Origin of the sequence: Lysinibacillus sp. YS11, assembly GCF_002896375.1 — a bacterium.
Classification (GTDB): Bacteria; Bacillota; Bacilli; order Bacillales_A; family Planococcaceae; genus Lysinibacillus; species Lysinibacillus capsici.
Map to the genome: position 1 here is coordinate 4,313,523 of NZ_CP026007.1, position 18,484 is coordinate 4,332,006.

At 37.7% G+C, this 18,484-nt stretch carries 18 protein-coding genes and 3 pseudogenes; 6 read left to right on the forward strand and 15 right to left on the reverse strand.

Annotation, left to right across the window (positions count from 1 at the left end; genetic code table 11):
* Positions 1-184 precede the first annotated feature (184 nt).
* The 3 genes and pseudogenes from LBYS11_RS21630 to LBYS11_RS21640 all read left to right on the forward strand — a co-directional run bounded on the left by LBYS11_RS21630 (position 185) and on the right by LBYS11_RS21640 (position 3,456).
* The gene (locus LBYS11_RS21630; protein ID WP_103118961.1) at positions 185-1,390 is read left to right on the forward strand and encodes an MFS transporter; all 1,206 of its coding nucleotides are present in this window, start codon (positions 185-187) and stop codon (positions 1,388-1,390) included.
* A 23-nt stretch (positions 1,391-1,413) separates the two neighbouring features.
* The gene (locus LBYS11_RS21635) at positions 1,414-2,487 is read left to right on the forward strand and encodes an LLM class flavin-dependent oxidoreductase (protein WP_103118962.1); all 1,074 of its coding nucleotides are present in this window, start codon (positions 1,414-1,416) and stop codon (positions 2,485-2,487) included.
* Positions 2,488-2,515: 28 nt separating this feature from the next.
* Positions 2,516-3,456, forward strand: a pseudogene (locus LBYS11_RS21640) (alpha/beta hydrolase).
* A gap of 132 nt (positions 3,457-3,588) precedes the next feature.
* On the opposite strand, the gene LBYS11_RS21645 reads toward LBYS11_RS21640, so the two are convergent.
* The 4 genes from LBYS11_RS21645 to LBYS11_RS21665 form a co-directional block, all read right to left on the reverse strand.
* Positions 3,589-4,527, reverse strand: coding sequence for a ring-cleaving dioxygenase (locus LBYS11_RS21645; protein WP_158651975.1), 939 nt, complete (start codon positions 4,525-4,527; stop codon positions 3,589-3,591).
* Positions 4,528-4,602: 75 nt separating this feature from the next.
* Positions 4,603-5,196, reverse strand: a complete 594-nt coding sequence (locus tag LBYS11_RS21650; protein ID WP_004231581.1) for an NADPH-dependent FMN reductase — start codon at positions 5,194-5,196, stop codon at positions 4,603-4,605.
* A gap of 137 nt (positions 5,197-5,333) precedes the next feature.
* Positions 5,334-5,678 (reverse strand): YunG family protein, encoded by a 345-nt coding sequence (locus LBYS11_RS21655; RefSeq protein WP_103118964.1) that lies wholly within the window; start codon positions 5,676-5,678, stop codon positions 5,334-5,336.
* Positions 5,679-5,893: 215 nt separating this feature from the next.
* A complete protein-coding gene (locus LBYS11_RS21665) occupies positions 5,894-6,313 on the reverse strand; it encodes an Lrp/AsnC family transcriptional regulator (protein ID WP_103118965.1) in 420 nt (139 codons plus the stop codon).
* A gap of 110 nt (positions 6,314-6,423) precedes the next feature.
* On the opposite strand from LBYS11_RS21665, the gene LBYS11_RS21670 reads away from it, so the two are divergent.
* Entirely contained in the window at positions 6,424-6,828 is a 405-nt protein-coding gene (locus LBYS11_RS21670) for a carboxymuconolactone decarboxylase family protein (RefSeq protein WP_048393996.1), read from the forward strand.
* A gap of 40 nt (positions 6,829-6,868) precedes the next feature.
* On the opposite strand, the gene LBYS11_RS21675 is transcribed toward LBYS11_RS21670, so the two are convergent.
* Together LBYS11_RS21675 and LBYS11_RS21680 are read right to left on the reverse strand one after the other, a co-directional pair.
* On the reverse strand, positions 6,869-7,288 hold the full coding sequence (locus tag LBYS11_RS21675; RefSeq protein ID WP_103118966.1) for an Rrf2 family transcriptional regulator: 420 nt from the start codon (positions 7,286-7,288) through the stop codon (positions 6,869-6,871).
* 103 nt (positions 7,289-7,391) lie between these two features.
* Entirely contained in the window at positions 7,392-7,919 is a 528-nt protein-coding gene (locus LBYS11_RS21680; protein WP_048393994.1) for a cupin domain-containing protein, read from the reverse strand.
* A 117-nt stretch (positions 7,920-8,036) separates the two neighbouring features.
* Here LBYS11_RS21680 and LBYS11_RS21685 point away from each other — a divergent pair, with 117 nt between their 5' ends.
* A complete protein-coding gene (locus LBYS11_RS21685) occupies positions 8,037-8,498 on the forward strand; it encodes an SMI1/KNR4 family protein (RefSeq protein ID WP_103118967.1) in 462 nt (153 codons plus the stop codon).
* 26 nt (positions 8,499-8,524) lie between these two features.
* Here LBYS11_RS21685 and LBYS11_RS21690 read toward each other — a convergent pair whose 3' ends face one another.
* From LBYS11_RS21690 to LBYS11_RS24155, 5 genes and pseudogenes are all read right to left on the reverse strand, one after another.
* Positions 8,525-9,646, reverse strand: coding sequence for a serine hydrolase (locus LBYS11_RS21690; RefSeq protein ID WP_103118968.1), 1,122 nt, complete (start codon positions 9,644-9,646; stop codon positions 8,525-8,527).
* Positions 9,647-9,659: 13 nt separating this feature from the next.
* A pseudogene (locus LBYS11_RS23850) lies at positions 9,660-9,797 on the reverse strand (hypothetical protein); the annotation flags it as partial.
* Positions 9,798-9,872: 75 nt separating this feature from the next.
* Positions 9,873-10,316, reverse strand: coding sequence for an SRPBCC family protein (locus LBYS11_RS21695; RefSeq protein WP_103118969.1), 444 nt, complete (start codon positions 10,314-10,316; stop codon positions 9,873-9,875).
* 123 nt (positions 10,317-10,439) lie between these two features.
* On the reverse strand, positions 10,440-11,888 hold the full coding sequence (locus LBYS11_RS21700) for an Msr family ABC-F type ribosomal protection protein (RefSeq protein ID WP_103118970.1): 1,449 nt from the start codon (positions 11,886-11,888) through the stop codon (positions 10,440-10,442).
* 277 nt (positions 11,889-12,165) lie between these two features.
* Entirely contained in the window at positions 12,166-12,210 is a 45-nt protein-coding gene (locus LBYS11_RS24155) for an erythromycin resistance leader peptide (RefSeq protein ID WP_115364072.1), read from the reverse strand.
* 202 nt (positions 12,211-12,412) lie between these two features.
* Between LBYS11_RS24155 and LBYS11_RS21705 the strand changes: the two genes are divergently transcribed.
* Positions 12,413-13,252, forward strand: a complete 840-nt coding sequence (locus tag LBYS11_RS21705; protein ID WP_036079667.1) for a YitT family protein — start codon at positions 12,413-12,415, stop codon at positions 13,250-13,252.
* Between the two features lie 263 nt (positions 13,253-13,515).
* Here the strand turns inward: LBYS11_RS21705 and LBYS11_RS21710 are convergent.
* The 4 genes and pseudogenes from LBYS11_RS21710 to LBYS11_RS21725 form a co-directional block, all read right to left on the reverse strand.
* Positions 13,516-14,423: pseudogene (locus LBYS11_RS21710) on the reverse strand (D-alanine--D-alanine ligase).
* 12 nt (positions 14,424-14,435) lie between these two features.
* Complete coding sequence (locus tag LBYS11_RS21715; protein ID WP_048393985.1) at positions 14,436-15,875, reverse strand: MocR-like pyridoxine biosynthesis transcription factor PdxR; 1,440 nt, start codon at positions 15,873-15,875, stop codon at positions 14,436-14,438.
* Positions 15,876-16,051: 176 nt separating this feature from the next.
* A complete protein-coding gene (locus LBYS11_RS21720) occupies positions 16,052-17,506 on the reverse strand; it encodes a sodium/proline symporter (RefSeq protein WP_054549704.1) in 1,455 nt (484 codons plus the stop codon).
* An 86-nt stretch (positions 17,507-17,592) separates the two neighbouring features.
* Positions 17,593-18,474: a LysR family transcriptional regulator gene (locus LBYS11_RS21725; RefSeq protein ID WP_054549705.1), complete on the reverse strand. Its 882-nt coding sequence runs from the start codon at positions 18,472-18,474 to the stop codon at positions 17,593-17,595.
* Positions 18,475-18,484 lie beyond the last annotated feature (10 nt).

Consider the following 18,484-nt stretch of genomic DNA (forward strand, 5'->3'; position numbering starts at 1 on the left):
TATGTAATTATTTTATATCTGGCTTTTTTTATTGTCAATTTCATTTCATCAACCGAAATAAAAAGAAAATATATACCAAATAAATATTGACAAATCCAATGTAGTTAAGATATATTTACCATTAATTATTTTGTACCGAACGGTATGTTATAATTACAATTCAATTAGAAAGGGAGGTTACAATGTGAACAATGCAAATGATGATGCAATTCATATAAATCAATCATCTTCTATATCCCGAGCTGTAACATTATTATTCGCTACAGCCTGCGGAATGTCTGTCGCCAATATTTATTTTGCTCAGCCGCTGCTAGATGAATTATCGAATGATTTTGCTATTGATCAATCAATTATTGGTTTGATTATTACTGTCACACAAATTTTCTATGGGCTAGGCTTACTTCTTCTAGTTCCACTTGGAGATTTACTAAACCAACGACGCTTGATTATTGGACAAATGCTATTGTCCTCTGTTGCTTTGCTTCTAGTCGGTACTGCCTCCTATGTTGTAGTGCTATTTGCGGGTATGGCCTTAGTTGGTCTACTTGCAGTCGTGACTCAAACCCTTGTTGCGTTCGCTGCAACTATGGCTTCCTCTACAGAACGTGGTCGTGTCGTAGGCATTGTTACAAGCGGCATTGTCATTGGCATACTACTTGCTCGTACCTTTGCTGGGTTAGTAACAGATCTTGCAGGGTGGCGTTCTGTCTATCTAGCCTCCGCCGCGTTCATGCTTCTAATGAGTGGTATGTTTTTAAAAGTTTTACCAAGGGGCGAACGTGAAGTAAAATCAATCACCTATTCTCAGCTAATTCAATCCGTGTTTACGCTGTTTATTCAAGAGCGAACATTACGTATCCGCTCTATTCTAGCCATGCTAATTTTCGCTGATTTTAGTATTTTGTGGACGTCCCTTGTTCTACCACTTAGTTCACCACCATTGGCTCTATCACACACTGTAATTGGCGCTTTTGGTCTTGTAGGTGTGGCAGGGGCATTAGCTGCTGCACAAGCGGGTAAACTTGCTGACCAAGGCTATGGACAAAGAACGACAGGTATTGCTTTAACGCTTTTACTTATCTCCTGGATATTTATTAATTATTTAGATAAGTCATTCTTGGCATTAATTATTGGCATTGTGTTACTAGACTTGGCAGTACAGGCAGTACATGTCACAAACCAGACGATGATTCTCCCATTACGTATAGAAGCACGAAGTCGACTGACCGCAGGCTATATGGTGTTCTATTCTATTGGTAGTGCTGGCGGTTCAATCGCTTCAACTCAGATGTATGCACATTATGGTTGGGGAGGGGTTTGCTTACTCGGAGCCTCTATTAGTACAATTGCTCTTCTTTTTTGGGCAATAACCAAACGATTTACTAAATAAAATTAGACTTGGAGAGATAACAAATGGAAATAGGAATTACTTCTTTCGTAGAAACAAGACCAGATGTTCACAGTGGTGAATTAATTAGTCATGCACAGCGTTTACGTGAAGTAGTAGAAGAAATCATTCTTGCAGATCAAGTAGGATTGGATGTCTTTGGCATTGGTGAGCATCATCGTGAAGACTATGCCGCCTCTTCTCCAGCAATGGTGCTATCTGCTGCTGCTTCTCAAACGAAAAACATTCGACTCACAAGTGCTGTAACAGTCCTTTCTTCGGCAGATCCTGTGCGTGTTTTTCAGGATTTTGCCACATTGGATGGACTATCAAATGGACGTGCAGAGATCATGGCAGGTCGTGGTTCTTTTATCGAATCCTTCCCCTTATTTGGCTACGATTTACATGATTATGATGAATTATTTGAGGAACATTTAGACTTACTACTTAGCATTCGTCAGTCTGAGAAAGTAGTTTGGGAAGGTAGACATCGTCCAGCAATCAATCATTTAGGTGTGTATCCTAGACCTGTTCAAAAATCTCTCCCAATCTGGGTGGCTAGTGGAGGAAACCAACAATCTGCTATGCGTGCTGGCCTTTTAGGATTACCCCTTATGCTAGCAATAATTGGTGGCAGCCCAATGCAATTTGCACCGATTGTACAGCTATATAAAAAGGCAGCACTTCATGCAGGTCATGATTTATCAAAACTTCAGGTAGGTTCTCATTCAATAGGTTTCGTTGGACCGAATACGGAATGGGCAGCAGACACATTTTTCCCATCAACAATGGCTGGTATGAATAAATTAGGCAAGGAAAGAGGCTGGCCTTATTATGACCGTTCTAGTTATGATGCTGCAAGAAGCTTTGAAGGGGCATTATATGTTGGTGATCCAGATACAGTTGCTGAAAAAATTATTCATCTTCGTAAACATGTAGGAATTACACGGTTTATGCTATACGTTCCTTTAAGTACCATGCCGCATGATCAAGTCATGCAAGCTATAGAACTGCTTGGAACAGAAGTTGCTCCCCGTGTACGTGAAGAAGTCGCTAAATGGGAAGCTGAAATGGCTCTAGAAGGAAAGCCATTTCTTTAAGATTCATTATTCAACAGGAGGAGTATATATGACTATCATTAACCGAATTTTACCAGAATTAAGGCAGGCTTACTCAGAATTTCCTGGCTTTCGATTGGAGGAGGATTTAACTTGGAGTCGAGGTCTCTTGTCCAATCCACCTTCAAAAAAATCAGAAGATGTACTTACGACCAACTGTATGATTCCTAGAGGTGACGGGGACGAAATGCTGGTTAAAATCTATGAACCAGCTAAACGGGAGCAGGATAAACTTCCAGCTATGCTTTGGATTCACGGAGGTGGCTTTGTCATGGGGCACCCTGATATGGATGATGTTTTATGTGAACGCTTTGTTGAGACAGCTAACTGCGTTGTCGTATCCATTGATTACCGACTAGCGCCTGAACATTCCTACCCAGCGGCTATTGAAGATTTTATGCTGGATTAGTTTGGATGACTAATGAGCACCAATCACTTGGTATCGATGTCAAACGGGTGGCAATTGCTGGAGCAAGCGGTGGAGGAGGATTAACAGCAGCACTTGCATTAATGGCTCGTGATAAAGGAGGACCATCAATTATATTCCAGATGCCACTGTATCCGATGCTTGATAACCGAAATGTAACACCTTCCAGCTATGAGATTATTGATAATCATGCAACATGGAGTAGAACAAATAATTTGACTGCTTGGCATTTGTACTTAGGAGAGGAGAAGGACATCAATGCCCGTTCTCCGTATGCGGTCCCTGCAAGAGCTGAAAACTTAACAGGATTACCGCCAGCCTATATATGTATTGGCCAACTTGATTTATTTCGTGATGAAACCATTGATTATGTAACACGTCTTGCACAGGCAGGAGTGGACGTTGAATTCCACCTCTACCCTGGCAGTTACCATTGCTTTGAGGTCTTTGTGCCTGAAGCAAAAGTAAGTCAACAGGCTATTCAGAACTATTTAGATGCCATGGCAGGTGCACTCAATTTTTGATTAGCACTTCTCCTTCTAATAATAAAAAATGCGAAAATGTTGGCTATCAACATTTTCGCATTAATTGAAAATCTATTGTGGACGTTCTATCTCATAAATCCCGCAAACTTTAGCTTAGCTTGATCCTGCCGCTTAATCAAGCTCACGCACTTTAATCGGGATTAATGTTCTTTCTAGTTGTTCACGATGTTGCTCGTATTGAGGTGGCAACATTAATTGGCTACCCATTGTCTCTGGTGTCTCGTCATGAGCAAATCCAGGAGGATCTGTAGCGATTTCAAATAAGATTTCGCCAGGTTCACGGAAATAAATCGCATTAAAATAATTACGATCTTTTACTTCTGTTACATGTTGTCCATGATTCATCACATACTCTTGCCATTCTAAATGATCTGTATTATCTTGGGCTCTCCACGCAATATGATGCACAGTTCCTACACCCATTTGGCCACGTTGACCTGCAACTGTTTTTAAATCCACTGTATTGCCGATCTCTGCACTAGAAGTAAAACGCGTATAGTCACCTTCCGTCGCTACCTTTTCAAGACCCATTACTTCTGTTAAAACTTTGGCAGTTTCTTCAGGGTGACTTGAGAATAGTGTAGCTCCACCAAATCCTTTGATAGCAACCTCAGGTGTTACTTCACCAAATGACCATTCGTTGTGCCCGCCTTTCGCACGTGCCACGAGTTCAATATGCAAACCATGTGGATCATCGAATTGAATGACTTGCTCACCAAAACGTTCAGCTTTTTGGAAAGGAATCGAGTATTTCGCTAAGCGATTAACCCAAAATGGTAGTGCTCCTTCTGGTACAACATACGTTGTAACGCCAACCTGACCATCACCAATACGTCCTTGATAAGCATTAGCCCAAGGGAAGAAGGTAATGATTGTTCCTGGTTTCCCACCTTTGTCACCGAAATATAAATGATATGTGCCCGGATCATCAAAGTTTACTGTTTGTTTTACTAAACGTAAGCCTAATACTCCCGCATAAAAATCAATATTCTCTTGCGGATGTCCTACGATCGCTGTGATATGGTGTATACCTGCTGTATGTTTTTTCATGTTAACAAGCCCTTTCATGACTATATTTCTCACCTATACTATGCCCTATTTATACCTACCTCAATCTGTAAAAGCTTAGCGAATTGTATACAACGCTTTAGACCATGGGATCAATTGATCTAACATTTGGTTTACTGAATCTATTTGTACTTCTTTTGGTTTAAATTCTGTGCCATTTTCAAAATCTGTGAATAATGATAGTGCTGGATGAACACGCACATCTGCGATTAAAAGCTCACCCATAATCCCACGTAAATGTTCTGCTGCACGAGCACCGCCAACAGAACCATAAGATACGATTCCAGCTGCTTTGTTATTCCATTCAACACGTAAGTAGTCTAGTGCATTTTTTAATGCCCCTGTAATAGAGTGATTGTATTCTTGTACGATGAATACAAAACCATCTTGTTTAGCAATAATTTCTGACCAACCTTGTGCTCCTGAAGCATCCTGTCCTGGCTCACCTAATAATGGCAATTTATAATCAGCAATATCAATCACTGTATAATTGGCATCTCCACGTTGATCTGCAATTTCCTTTACCCACTGTGCTACTTGAGGGCTTACACGCCCCTCACGAGTTGATCCAATAATAATACCGATATTTAATTCTGCCATTGTTTGTTCCTCCTCTTTTTTTGTACGAAATAATTTATTAAAAAACCCCATAATTGTACCTCCTGGCGAAGCTAAAGGTTCGAATTCATTTATCTTGAATTTATTTATCTTGAATTCGAGATAATAATAACACGATATTTTTATAAACGTCAACAACTTTGTTTTGAAAATTAAAAAGGCAGAGATAATTAATTCTCTGCCTTCCCTAAAAGCTTATAAACTTGTGTTTTTAAATAACGATATTGACTATCATTAGTATCTTGAAAAGCCTCTATCCTATTTGAATCAATATCTTGGTAGTCGATTAGATATGGAAATTGTTCCTCGGAGAAATCCTTTCTTTCTCCATTAATAATATTATAAAAGTGCCAGCCTTCCTCAAGAAATGTCTTCCTAATTTCTCCGCCAAGAATATCCTGCACAACTAATGAAGTGACGCCACATTGTCCTTTTGCAGGGTTGTCCACACTCCATTTAGAACTTGATTGAATGGACCATGATTTTCTTAAGGCATTTAATACGTCTTTTTCCATGCAAAAACTCCTTTCAAACACTTTAAAATGGAACTTCATCCATTCTTATTGGTGTCGACTTCCCTACTACCCAATCATCTTTAATAGCACCATAGACAATACTATCTGTCACAGTACCATCTTATTTTCCCAAGCATTTATTTTGCACTAATAAATGAACTAAATCATCAATTTCTTCTTCAAATAATTTGATTTCCATACATATCTCCCTTCATCTATACGTCCTCACATATATCTGAAAAAATAAAGTTAGTTTTCGTATGTGCATATGGTTGTAATGCATCAATAAACTGCTCTACATCAGGAAAAGATTGAAAATACCCCTTTAATAAAAAACATGACTCACCTGAAATGCGATAGCAGAAGTCTATATTTGTATAAACCTTCAGATGTTCTTTAAAGTCTGCATAGCGGTTATTTTTGATTGTCGCTTCAACAATAGCGTCAATTGGATAACCCAATGCTTTTTTATTAATATCCAATGTATACCTCTTAATAACGTTCTGTTCCTCTAATTGCCGTATTCTTTCGCGAACTGCTGGTGCAGATAAGTGAACCCTTCTCCCTAGTTCGCTCATAGAAATTCGACTATCTTCTTTTAATTCTTTAAGTATTATTTCGTTAATGAAATCCATTTTGTAAATACCCCTTCTTTTTGAAGGAAAACAATCATATTTCCCTTCGAATTGATATGTTAACTTCGTTATGAACATTTTACACTAATTAATAGAAGGAGGAATGATTGATGACACTTATTCAATTATATGACAAGGGCTTAACACCCTTTCAACAATTATTAGGCTACAACAAGGGAATTCAGCTGCACTGGCAGCAGTTGGGGGAGGTACTCGAAAAAGACGGGCATCTATCCGCTTCATTAAAAGAAGAGGTTCGAAAAACTTTAGCTCAAAAAAATGGCTGTCAGTATTGTCAGGCAAAAGGCAAGCCTGATCCCCAGAACTATGATGAGAAAACGGCAGTATGCACAGGTTTTGCGGAAGCATTCTTAGCTGCTAAGGGGCACACCGCCCCCAACGTCACGGCTGTATTAAAGGACTATTTAACAGAAGCCGAGATTAGCGAGCTACTAGCATTTATTTGCTTCACGACAGCACAGCAATATTTTGGCGCACTCATGCAATTAAAATAATAAGGAGCTAGGGGCGAAACCCTAGTTCCTATTCCAGCTACTATCCTTTTAATTCCATTTTATTAGCTATATCTATAATAAATTTCCTACTAAGCTCTTCTTTCATATTATTTTCAGCATCCACCATCACTTGTTCAATGAGACAGCCTTGATGATGGAAGGAATGATCGTGTTCAGAGGAACAACTAAATAATGAGGTTTGTCCTTCAATTGCATATATCACATCTAAAAACGATATTTCATGGGGGCGCTTAGAAATTCGATAACCACCGTTGACACCTGGGTTCGACTCAATTAAACCTGCCTTCACAAGCTTAGTTAATATTTTGGAAAGATAGGTTGGAGATAATTTTTGCATTTCTGCTAAAGACTCTACACTCATTGATTTCCCTTTAGGATTGAGTGTTAAAAACACCATTGTATGTAAAGCATAATTTGTTGCTTTTGAATACTTCATCATTCATCACCCTTCATTCAGGACCTTTATTATCTGCAATTAAAACACATTCTATCATAATTCAAGAAAAAAGCATGTTTTGTATGAAAACACGCTTTTATGATCCCTAGTCATGCTGTCCATAACCCGCTTCTCCAGCAAGAGCATCAGCCTTTGTTACTTGTACAGTCCCAAATGGATGATTTGGTGGCGCATAAATCGTGTAAAGCTTTAGTGGTTTATCCCCTGTATTCGTAACATTATGCCATGTTCCTGCTGGTACCATAATAGCCGTATCTTCTGCGACATGTCTCTGATAGTTTAAATAATCTCTAGTTGGCCCCATTTGAGTTAATCCATGCCCCTCCTCAATACAAATGAATTGGTCCACATGTGGGTGTACTTCTAAACCAATATCTTCTCCGACATTAAGACTCATCACCGTTACTTGTAAGTTTGACCCTGTCCACAATGCTGTACGATAATTTTTATTGCGCTTTGTAGCCTCTTCAATGTCGATAACAAATGGTGTTGGTCCAAAATCATTCTGGACATTACTTCTTGGCGCTCGTTCTGCCTGATTTGGATAGGCCCAATAAACAGGTTGATAACCGTAATGATACGATTGATAATTACCGTAATAAGGGTGGTACATTTATCTCAATCCTCTCATGCATGATAACGCTATAGTATGCAGCTGAATGAAAGAAGGTACTCACATGTAGTGTGACTTAATTGAGTAATCTTTATATAGAGACTGGAGGTAGATACAGTGTATGCTAGATTAACAGAAAAACTTGCAGGCACTCCTGCAATTAAATGGTTTTCTGGACACGTTGTTAAACATGAATGGATTGTAGAAGTGGAAGCAGAGTTAGGATTTGAATTACCACCATCCTATTGCTGGTGGTTAAAAAATTATGGCAATGGGCAGCTGAATGGTGGATCTATTCTCTCAATCGGTCCACCAGTATACAGAGACATCAATGATCATGATATTCTCTATATACATCGTCTTAACTTGGCTGACGAGGAGTGGTGTAAACAATTTCCGAATAGATTGGATTTATTTATTCCAGACTCTGACGAATTGTACTTCTTTGATCGTTCGTCTAAAGATGAACACGGCGAATTTCCAGTTATGTGCTATGACTTAATGAATGACATGATCTATGAATATGCCTCTTCTTTCTCAGAATTTCTTGAAAAACTGATTGATGAGCGTAGTCAATAGTATGAGTTGCCTTATCTATGGGCAACTCACAACTCGGAAAATTCCTCTTTCAAACGCTTACGAAATTTATCATCTGTAAGAAATTTCAATTGAAAACTATTCATACTATTTGAGAGCTTAATCTGCTCCATTGTATTTAAGTTGTTAGCGAAAAAGGCTATTTCTGTTTGATTTCCATCTTTATCTTCCGCATAGGCTGCTAGTGTTAACACAAATGCAGTCGATCCTCCCTTTTGACCAGCATGTTTTAACCATGCTTGATTTCTAGGATTCTGCATCAATTGCTCCAACACGGGATCTAAATATTTATGTACTTCTGCGCTAAAGAAATTTTTACCATTCAATTTTTCTAAAATAGAGATGTAATCACTTGTTGTGGCCCTTATTAAACGATCAGACCATATCTTTTGAAAATCCATATTGAGCATTTTTTGAGCTTTTGTTTTCTCCTCAATTGTTAAAGGATGTTCTATCCAATTCGAATGAATAGCCAATGCACGCTCACGATATTCAACCATATCCATTTTTCGTAAAGCAGTTAATGTTGCTTTTTTCGTTAAATTTTTTTCCTCCATCAAGTGAATGGGAATATAAAGTGCACTTACAATTGGATACAAAGGTTCATGATCCTCTACATTTAACTGTGTAAGCACATCATTAATTATTTGAAAGTCTAATACATGCATTAAATATTCCGTATTTGCATTGGAGCTATAGGCAATCATGCCATTTGCTACTTCACTTAAAGGTACACTATCTGCACCCTGAAGGTTTAACTGCGCCAACCATGCTTTATGTGCGCCGCCATCTGTTTTAGGAATGTAAAATGCCTCTAACTCCTTTAGATTTACTTGCTCTTTAGGATTAATACGGCCATCCGCTGCTTGTTGCGCATAGGCGATGGCTACGATTATTTTAACTGTACTTGCTAACGGTAGCTGTTCCTTGGTGTTTAGCTCCACCCAATGTTGTTGATTATATTGAATGGCTACAGAAATATTTTTATCCTCTTTATGTTCCTTGATAAATTGCACGATATATTCAGGATCGTTCTTCTTGATTTCTTTTTGAAACTTCCAAAAAATAATGCTACATACAAAACCTATACAAACCAAAACACCGCCAATCATCCAATACAACTTTTTCATATTCATCCCTCCATCACTCAGCTGCTTCTAACAACCATTGCTGTAATACTGTAGACGACTGGTTATTTAATCGTAATGCTATTTCTGTTTTTATTTCTGGAGGCATCACTTCAACAAGTATGCATACAGAATCCCTTGCTTGATTCACCTCGAATAACCCTTCTTAGCACAAACTAATTCAGCTCCAATTGCTCGATGATATCGATCGTTGACATACCTCTCCTCCTTAATGAATTAGAGAAGCTCGTAAATTGCTAACCCCATTTTCTAAATATCCTTTGAGGCATGTTAATGTATAGACCCAACCCTCTTTTTGGCCCATCATTTTTGTCACAATTTCTGGGTCATGTGCATTTAACCCAGATTCTACAACAGTAATAATTGTTTCACTTTGTGATTCTTCAAAAGAGATGGCAACCATTGTCACTTCGCCATGCTCTTCTCCCCAAACAAACACAATTTTTTTATTCACCTCCATTTCAAGCACAGTGATCACACCCTCTGCACCATACTCCTCATATTTAAGCGTGATTCTTTTACCTTCTGCCCATCTTTCGGAACTGCTAGAAAACCAATAATGACCGATTTCAGTAGGGGAAATAATGGCTTCAAATACTTTATGGGCTGGTTGATTGATTTTTAGTTTCGTCGTCACATCCGTATTTATCATCATTCATCATCCTTTTTCATATTGTCTATCTACACCTTCGCCGAAATTTTCCATTAACCTTCCTTACTAATAAAAATTCACTAAAAAAGGTGCGATTCTCCTAATGGAATCGCACCTTTTCACTTAAAGTATTTTTTTATTATGAACAGTAAACTGAATATCTGCTACATTGTCGATAAAATTTTTATCATGTGTGACAAAGATTATTGTTCCCTCATAAGCAGCTATAAATTGTTCAAGGGCTTCTAGTGCTTGAATATCTAAGAAATTAGTTGGTTCATCCAACAGCAAAATATTATAATTTCCTAAAAATAGCTGACAAAGCTGAAGGCGTATGGCCTCACCACCACTAAGTGTGGTAATTTTCTTTTGTAAATCAGTGCCAGCAAACTGCATGGAATGAAGTACGCTTCGTAATAAACTTTCATCATATTCAGAGCGATTCTTTAAAAATTGTAGCACTGTTTCCTCACCAGCAAATTGGTAGCTCATCTGATGAAAATAACCTATTTTAGCCTTTGGAGAAATAGTTATTCCCTCACCATTATTGGCTATATGTTTTAGTAATGTACTTTTACCACTACCATTGTTACCCTTAAGCGCAATTTTTTTACCTAACGGGATTTGGAAGCTGACCTCGTGTAATAGTACCTTATCTTGAGCATGTAAAGTGAATCGATCTGCCATAATGGGATACTTATTATGCAATTCCAAGGCTTTTGATTGTCGAAAAACAATTTTTCTTTCTTCCTGCACCGCTTCTGCTTTATGAAGCTTCCCTATCCGATGTTCGATAGCTTTTGCTGCACGCTGTACGGCTTTTTGACTTGTGCCTTTGGACTTTGTCATAAACATACGATTAGGTTTAGCGTTAGCCTCTCTTTTAGACATATTGCCTGCCTGAGCAATTTTTTCAGCTTTTTTCATTTTTTCATCTACAGCTTTTTCAAGTCTGCTCTTTTCTTTCAAGTATTGTTCATGAGCCTGATTTTGTTGATCTTGCTCTAATTGCTTTTGCATGGCATACTCGCTGTAATTCCCTGAGTAGATCGTTACCTTACCACCATCTACCTCCCATATCGTTGTAACCAGCTCATCTAGTACAGCACGATCATGGCTGATGAGTATGAGGGCCCCATAATAATAACGTAATTCATCTAATAAAAATGAGATGCCGAGTTGATCCAAATGTGTTGTCGGCTCATCAATAAGCAAAGCTTCCTCATAAGAAGTAAATAATTGTGCTAGCTTTAATCTTGTTTGCTCTCCACCACTTAATCCTTCAGAATACGTAGGTACTGCTAATTTCCCTAATAACTGTGGATCTGCCTCTATTAACGTTGGTGCCTCCATCTGTTCAAAGTATTCGAAATGAACATGCCTTTTCAATTTCCCACTTATTGGTTGTATCTTGCCAGCAAGTAACTTCATCAACGTACTTTTACCTGCACCATTTTTACCAACGATTCCTATTCGGTCAAATTGATGCACAGCTAATTTTTCAATATTTAATAGTTCTTTATCTAAATAAGTAACGACTACATTCTCTAACTCAAAGCAAACCTTTTCCATTTTGCTACCTCCCGAAATTGATCATTCCGTACCGATAGCGATGGTATCGATACGAGCTTTTAATCAAAGCTCGTATTAAAAGAATAATAGACTATACATTTCACTTTCCTCCCTACATTCAATAAAAAAACACAGACAACTTTGCCTGTGATGTAAAGTAAAAGAGATTTATTGTAAGACAAACGTCTCTTTTTTCTCATGATTATGAAGATGATTAAAAAAGGACAGACTATCCCATTTACTCTGTTTTCACAAAACAGCGTTTGGCCCTATTCAGTTACTGGTTCAATATTGGGAAACGTAGTCTCATAGCATGTGTCATTTTTTAATAACCCTCCTAGCATTGTTACGACTATTATAAATTCTGGCTATAATATGTCAAGTTTCCAAAGTTCTCTCTAAAGACACACTAATTACTGTCGATATATCACAAATGAACATTCCAAAAAGTATATCATTTGCTGAAAACCTGATATAGTATGGAATTTAAGAAAAATAAAATTTGATTTGGTGGTGTTATGTGAATGAAGAAATATGTTATCGATATTTTAATGATTATGCTTGGATCACTGCTTTTTGCCCTAGCAGTTAACTTATTTGTTATTCCTAATGATTTAGGTGAAGGTGGCGTAACAGGCTTAACGATTATTGCTTATTATCTGTTCGGATGGTCGCCAAGTATTGTCAGCTTTGTTATGAACGCAGCTTTACTTATCGTTGGTTATAAATTTTTAAATAGACAAACAACAATTTATACAATCATTGCGGTCTCATTCCACTCTTTATTTTTACATTTAACAGAAACGTGGTCTATTTCTTCAGATGAGATTATCGTCAATACAATTTTTGGTGGCGTATTTGCAGGAGTCGGTATTGGCTTAATTATAAGAGTTGGTGGTACAACAGCAGGTTCTACAATTTTAGCGAGAATCACTAACAAATATCTTGGATGGAGTATTAGCTATGGACTTTTATTCTTCGATTTAATTGTTGCTTTTTCATCTTATTTTATCATTGGTGCGGAGGCATTAATGCTAACAATTGTTATGCTGTATGTTGGTACAAAGGTAATGGAGTTTGTTATTGAAGGGGTTAACCCTAAAAAGGCAGTTACCATTATCTCTAAAAAACCTGAAGACATTGCTGGACAGGTAACTGCTTATATGAATCGTGGGGTAACTGTGCTATCAGGTCATGGTTATTATACAAAGGAACAAAAGGAAATCCTGTATATTGTTATTAGTAAGCAAGAAGTTGTAAAGCTCAAAAAAATTGTCAAAGAAGTCGACAAGGACGCCTTTATTGCCATTCATGATGTAAGGGACGTTTTCGGAGAAGGCTTTATTGAATTAGCAAAATCATAAAACAATCAAAACACCTTTTGTAGGTAACAACAAAAGGTGTTTTATGTTGTTGAAAAAGATTTCACTAGCAGAAAAAGAACTTTTGGCAAAGCGAAGGGTTGATTTCCGTTCCGCCAGCGTCACTCAAATCACCATGTGCAAAAGTGTCTTTTCCTTATCTTTCATCCTAACAGTAAAGATCGAATAACCAATTAGAAGTAGCTTGGAACGGATGTTCATTTTCTCCTTTCACAAAAATTCTATTGGTGGTTTTGTTTTTCGATTTACCTATTTCTATCAATCTGTAAAGAGCTTTGGATAATGCTGTCTAATAGTGCTGAATAGCTGATCCCCGCAGCAAGGGCACTTTTTGGTAGTAGGCTATTTTGCGTCATGCCAGGCAACGTATTAACCTCCAACACATAAGGAACGCCATCCTTCATTAACATATCTACTCTTGCGTAGACACTGCATCTTAAAGCCTTGTAACTGATCATCGCAGCCTTTGCCACTCGGTCATGAATTGCAAGTGGTAGTTCCACAGGCTCCTCCACGGTAGAAGCATCGTCATATTTTGCCTGATAGTCAAAAAATACTGCTGTATGTTTGATTGACAGGACTGGCAATAGCTGTTCATTGAGTATTGGGCATGTAATTTCGTCACCAATCAAATACTGCTCAATAATGATTTCGTTATCCCACTTAAATACTTCTGCAACCGCAGCCAATAAGGCACTCCTATCATGGACAATTTGAACACCCACACTAGAGCCGCCAGCATTTGGTTTAACTACAAGTGGATAACCCATAAGCTCTATATCCTGCAAGGGCAACTCCTCTTCCTTTATGAGATGCACCCAATCTGGAGTTGCGACACCTTCATATCGAAGGATTTTTTTGCCATATTTTTATCCATGCACAAACTACTTGCTAGAAGACCGCTTCCTGTATAAGGAATACCCAACGTTTCTAGTACCCCCTGAATCGTACCATCTTCCCCGAACTTACCGTGAAGTGCTAACAAAGCCACATCAATATCACCTACCTTGTCAATTACCTCTTTGTTGTTATCTAATGTGATTGCCACAACTTCGTATTTTTGCTTATCTAATTGAGTGACCATTTCCTTACCTGTCATGATGGAAACCTGCTTTTCAGAGGAAGTACCACCCATAATTACGCCAACCTTCATTTTTTCAACTCCTCATAACGTTTTCAATGTATCACCAATAATTTGAATACCTCGAACAATATCGTCATCTGCTAAACGGGAAAAACCTAAACGAAATGTATTACTACCTCTTCCATTTGTATAAAATACATCACCTGGATAAAATACAACGCCCTTGTCATAGCATTTCTCAAGCAACAATCGTGCATCTACGTCCTCTTTTAGTTCTATAAAAAGGTGAAGCCCCCCATCCCCTGTTATCCTGCTATAGGGAATGTATTGGATACAAGCTTGACGGGCAAGCTCATATTTTTTCTTGTAAACAAATCTTGCTTTCTTTAAATATTTTTCAAAGTAACCATCCTGTAAATATTGATATAACACTGCCTGATCCAGTGTTGATGTATGAATTGTTCGAGCTCTTTTCATACTTTCCAAGCTATCAATTAACTCCCTATCTGCTAAAATCCAGCCAACACGTAAGCCTGGGAAAAGAATTTTAGAAAAGCTACCAATATAGACAATGTTATTACCTATACCGCTAAAAGCGATTAGTGGTGCCAAATGTGAGCTTGAATACCTTAATTCCTCATTAAAACCATCTTCTATAATGGGTATTTGATATTTGGAAAAAAGCTGAAAAATAGCACTCCTTTTCTCGGAGGAAGTGACAATTCCTGTTGGATTATGATAGGACGGGATAAGATAGGCAAAATCAAAGTCCTTATCTGCTAATGTTTTTTCCACCTGTTCCATGTCAATCCCGTCATCTTGCATATCGATGCCATGTACGTCTAACCCATGCAAACGGAAAAGCTTCAATGCTGCATGATGTGTAGGATTTTCACATAGTACACGCCCTGATTTTTTAGCTAAAGAGGACAATAAAATATCTAGACCTTCTGTAAAACCATTTGTAATTAAAATATCTTTATTAGAAATGTCCACACCTTTCATCTCCATATAGCTAAGAAGGTGGTCAATTAAGGGCTTATAGCCCTTGGCATAGCCATAGTTTAAGACAATATCTCCTTCAATGGACATCCTTGTGAGAAATGCCCTTTTGAAATTTTCAACATCAAAAAGCTTTTCTTCTGGAGCTATACTAGTAAATGAAATCATGCCTTTTTTCCAGTGTATATCTTGTCGTATTAAATCAATTTCATCAGCTAATAAAGTTGTTTCATTCAGCCTTTGTTTCCAATCTATTTCAATAGAAGAAGTTTTCAATGTAGTAACCTTTCCGATAAAATGCCCTTTTCCTTTCACTGCATAGATGATGCCATCTAGCTCTAATTCGGCATATGCGTTCAGCACCGTGTTTCTACTGACCGCTAATAACTTACTAAGTTCACGGGTAGATGGAAGCTTTTGATGTTCCAACAGATGCCCCTTGACAATCATGTCTTGAACATAATCCTTCAATTGTACATAAACTGGTCGTTCATCCATAAGCTTAAAATCACTAAACACTTCCTAACCCCCTTGCTTCATTTTTGCATAAACCATGATAACCAAAAAGGTCCACACATTATGTAATTTCCTGTTAGAGTGGTTGCTCTTCTTTCTATCATATTTCAATATGGTCATAAGCATAAAAAGAAAACTCCTCTTTTGAGAAATATATCAGCAAAAAAGGAGTTTTATTATTATTTTAAAATATCATCCAGACCGTTTTCCTTTTTATCAGGACATACTAAAGACACCACAACTCCAACAATTAAGCAAATAAAGAATGTCGCTGCCTTGGCTGACACTACAGCCTCCATAGGTGACAGGGACCATACAATCGCACTAATAAAACCGACAATAATTGTAGCAATAACCCCAATGCCTGACACACGTTTCCAGAAAAAGATTAAAAGGATCACAACCGAAAATGTATTGCCAATCCCTGCCCATGCAAAGGATACTAAGCTATAAATTACAGAACCTGATTTGAGTGAAATGATAATACCCACAATCCCACTAATAACAGCCACTAGACGCGAAAGGTGAACTAATTTTTTGCTAGAAATATTCCAACGTAATGTTTTATGAATTATATCCTCACTTATCGATGTTGTGATGACTAACAATTGAGACGAAGCTGTTGACATAATAGCTGCTAAAATACCAGCCACAATAATTCCCGCAACCCAAGGTGGTAAAATTTCAAATACCATATGTGGCAATATCATTTCAGGATCTTCAATAGAACCTTGCTTATACAAAGTGGAGGCGAAAATCGCAGATAAAAAGGCACCCACATAGACAATTAATGTCCAAATAATCGCCATATTACGGCCAGTAATTCGCTCTTTTTCAGTAGTAATAGCCATAAAGCGAGAGCTCAATTGAGGTTGCCCCCCAAGCCAGCCAAAGAACCAGGATAGATTTGTAAATAACATCGCCCCTAAGGCAAGTCCATTTAAGCCTCCAACCCAACTATCCGCACCATTGCCCATTTGAGCTAGCTCTGTTGAAATGCTTAAACCTTGATGTTGAATTTCCATATAAGCTGCAATTGGAACAATAACAAACGAGATCAGCATTAAAAAACTTTGGATTGTATCTGTCCAAACAACGGACATAAATCCTCCCATACATGAATAGGCAATTATTATTGCTCCAATAATAATTGTTCCCCAAGTGATGTTGAGTCCTGAGAATGAATAAATCGTTTTACCCATCCCGGAAAATTGAGCTGCTAAATAGCAAACAAAGAATAACACCATTACTGCAGAAGCTAACCAACGAATTATATCTGCGTGCTTTGGAAATTTAACAGCAATATAATCTGTTAGGCTATTCACCTTATATTTTTGTTGCTCTGTCATAAAGCGCTTTGATAAAAATAGCCATGATGCAACAACCCCTAAAAGCATGCCAGATAAAATCCAAATGCCTGACAGCCCAGCCACATAAATAAAGCCAATTGCCCCTAAAAACATATAGGCGGATTCACCCGTTGCACGTTCAGAAAAGGCTAACGCCCAGCCCGGTAGTTTATTTCCCCCTAGAAAGTAATCATTATGTGATAAATCTTTTTTACTGAAGTATATCCCTACTCCTAGCATAGCGAGTAAATAGATAAATATTTCAACATAAACAATTGTATGCATATACCCAAAGTCCTCCATCTGATTAATCTAAACAATCCCAATTGGTTTTATCAGATAATAGTTCGGGTTTTTTTAATTGTCAATAACTAATTTTGTAAAAAGGAGGCAAAGTATTTCGATATTTCTACAAACTTTAAAGCTCCTGGAGAAAGATGAATACTGTGTTTGTGTGCAATTCCAACCTGTCTAATATATGCTTGATAAAATTTTTTTCTAATCAGGTTACTTGGTGCATGTAGTAAAAGCGAATTCGGCACAACAGAAATGCCTAAATTTTCATTGACCATTGTCAAAATGACTTGGTCAACTGATAATTCATAGACTACATTGGGATGGATTTTATGTTTAGCTAAGATCCTTGATACATCTCGATCAATCGTACGTTTAGGCATAATCCAGCGTTCATCCTGCAATTGCTCTAGAGAGAGCATCTCTTCCTTCGCCAATGGATGCTCCTGTGCCATAATGCAAACAAGCTCATCATTAAAAATCGCATCGAATACAAGATGTTTAGAATTTGGTTGCACTAAAAAACCGATATCGACAACGCCATTATGAAGCCATTCTTCGATTTGATCATAATCTCCCTCCATCAAACGTATTTGTAGGTCTGGATGATGCTGTTCGAAATACGCTAAAACCTTTGGTAATAAGACCAGAGAAACACTTGGTAGAATACCAACCGATAACGTCCCCCCAATGAGATTTTTTAAATTTGCTACAGAGGTTTCAAGCTGCTGTTGTTGCTGCAATATTTTTGAGATGTGTTCGTAAACAATTTTCCCCTCACTCGTTAAAACAATATTATTGCGGTTTCGAATAATTAGAGAAAGCCCTAATTCTGCCTCTAAATTACTAATCGTATGACTGATTGAAGACTGTGTGAGATTGAGCTTTAAGCCTGTTTCTGTAAAATTTCCTGTATCGATAAGTGTATGGAAAGCAATATATTGTGCTAATGTAGCCATGCTATTCTGC

What these genes read in the sequence shown, in the direction of transcription:
- LBYS11_RS21635 (WP_103118962.1), top strand. Translation starts at nt 1,414, where the DNA reads ATGGAAATAGGAATTACTTCTTTCGTAGAAACAAGACCAGATGTTCAC.
- LBYS11_RS21645 (WP_158651975.1), bottom strand. Translation starts at nt 4,527, where the DNA reads ATGAAAAAACATACAGCAGGTATACACCATATCACAGCGATCGTAGGA.
- LBYS11_RS21650 (WP_004231581.1), bottom strand. Translation starts at nt 5,196, where the DNA reads ATGGGGTTTTTTAATAAATTATTTCGTACAAAAAAAGAGGAGGAACAA.
- LBYS11_RS21655 (WP_103118964.1), bottom strand. Translation starts at nt 5,678, where the DNA reads ATGGAAAAAGACGTATTAAATGCCTTAAGAAAATCATGGTCCATTCAA.
- LBYS11_RS21665 (WP_103118965.1), bottom strand. Translation starts at nt 6,313, where the DNA reads ATGGATTTCATTAACGAAATAATACTTAAAGAATTAAAAGAAGATAGT.
- LBYS11_RS21670 (WP_048393996.1), top strand. Translation starts at nt 6,424, where the DNA reads ATGACACTTATTCAATTATATGACAAGGGCTTAACACCCTTTCAACAA.
- LBYS11_RS21675 (WP_103118966.1), bottom strand. Translation starts at nt 7,288, where the DNA reads ATGATGAAGTATTCAAAAGCAACAAATTATGCTTTACATACAATGGTG.
- LBYS11_RS21680 (WP_048393994.1), bottom strand. Translation starts at nt 7,919, where the DNA reads ATGTACCACCCTTATTACGGTAATTATCAATCGTATCATTACGGTTAT.
- LBYS11_RS21690 (WP_103118968.1), bottom strand. Translation starts at nt 9,646, where the DNA reads ATGAAAAAGTTGTATTGGATGATTGGCGGTGTTTTGGTTTGTATAGGT.
- LBYS11_RS21695 (WP_103118969.1), bottom strand. Translation starts at nt 10,316, where the DNA reads ATGATAAATACGGATGTGACGACGAAACTAAAAATCAATCAACCAGCC.
- LBYS11_RS21700 (WP_103118970.1), bottom strand. Translation starts at nt 11,888, where the DNA reads ATGGAAAAGGTTTGCTTTGAGTTAGAGAATGTAGTCGTTACTTATTTA.
- LBYS11_RS21705 (WP_036079667.1), top strand. Translation starts at nt 12,413, where the DNA reads ATGAAGAAATATGTTATCGATATTTTAATGATTATGCTTGGATCACTG.
- LBYS11_RS21720 (WP_054549704.1), bottom strand. Translation starts at nt 17,506, where the DNA reads ATGCATACAATTGTTTATGTTGAAATATTTATCTATTTACTCGCTATG.
- LBYS11_RS21725 (WP_054549705.1), bottom strand. Translation starts at nt 18,474, where the DNA reads ATGGCTACATTAGCACAATATATTGCTTTCCATACACTTATCGATACA.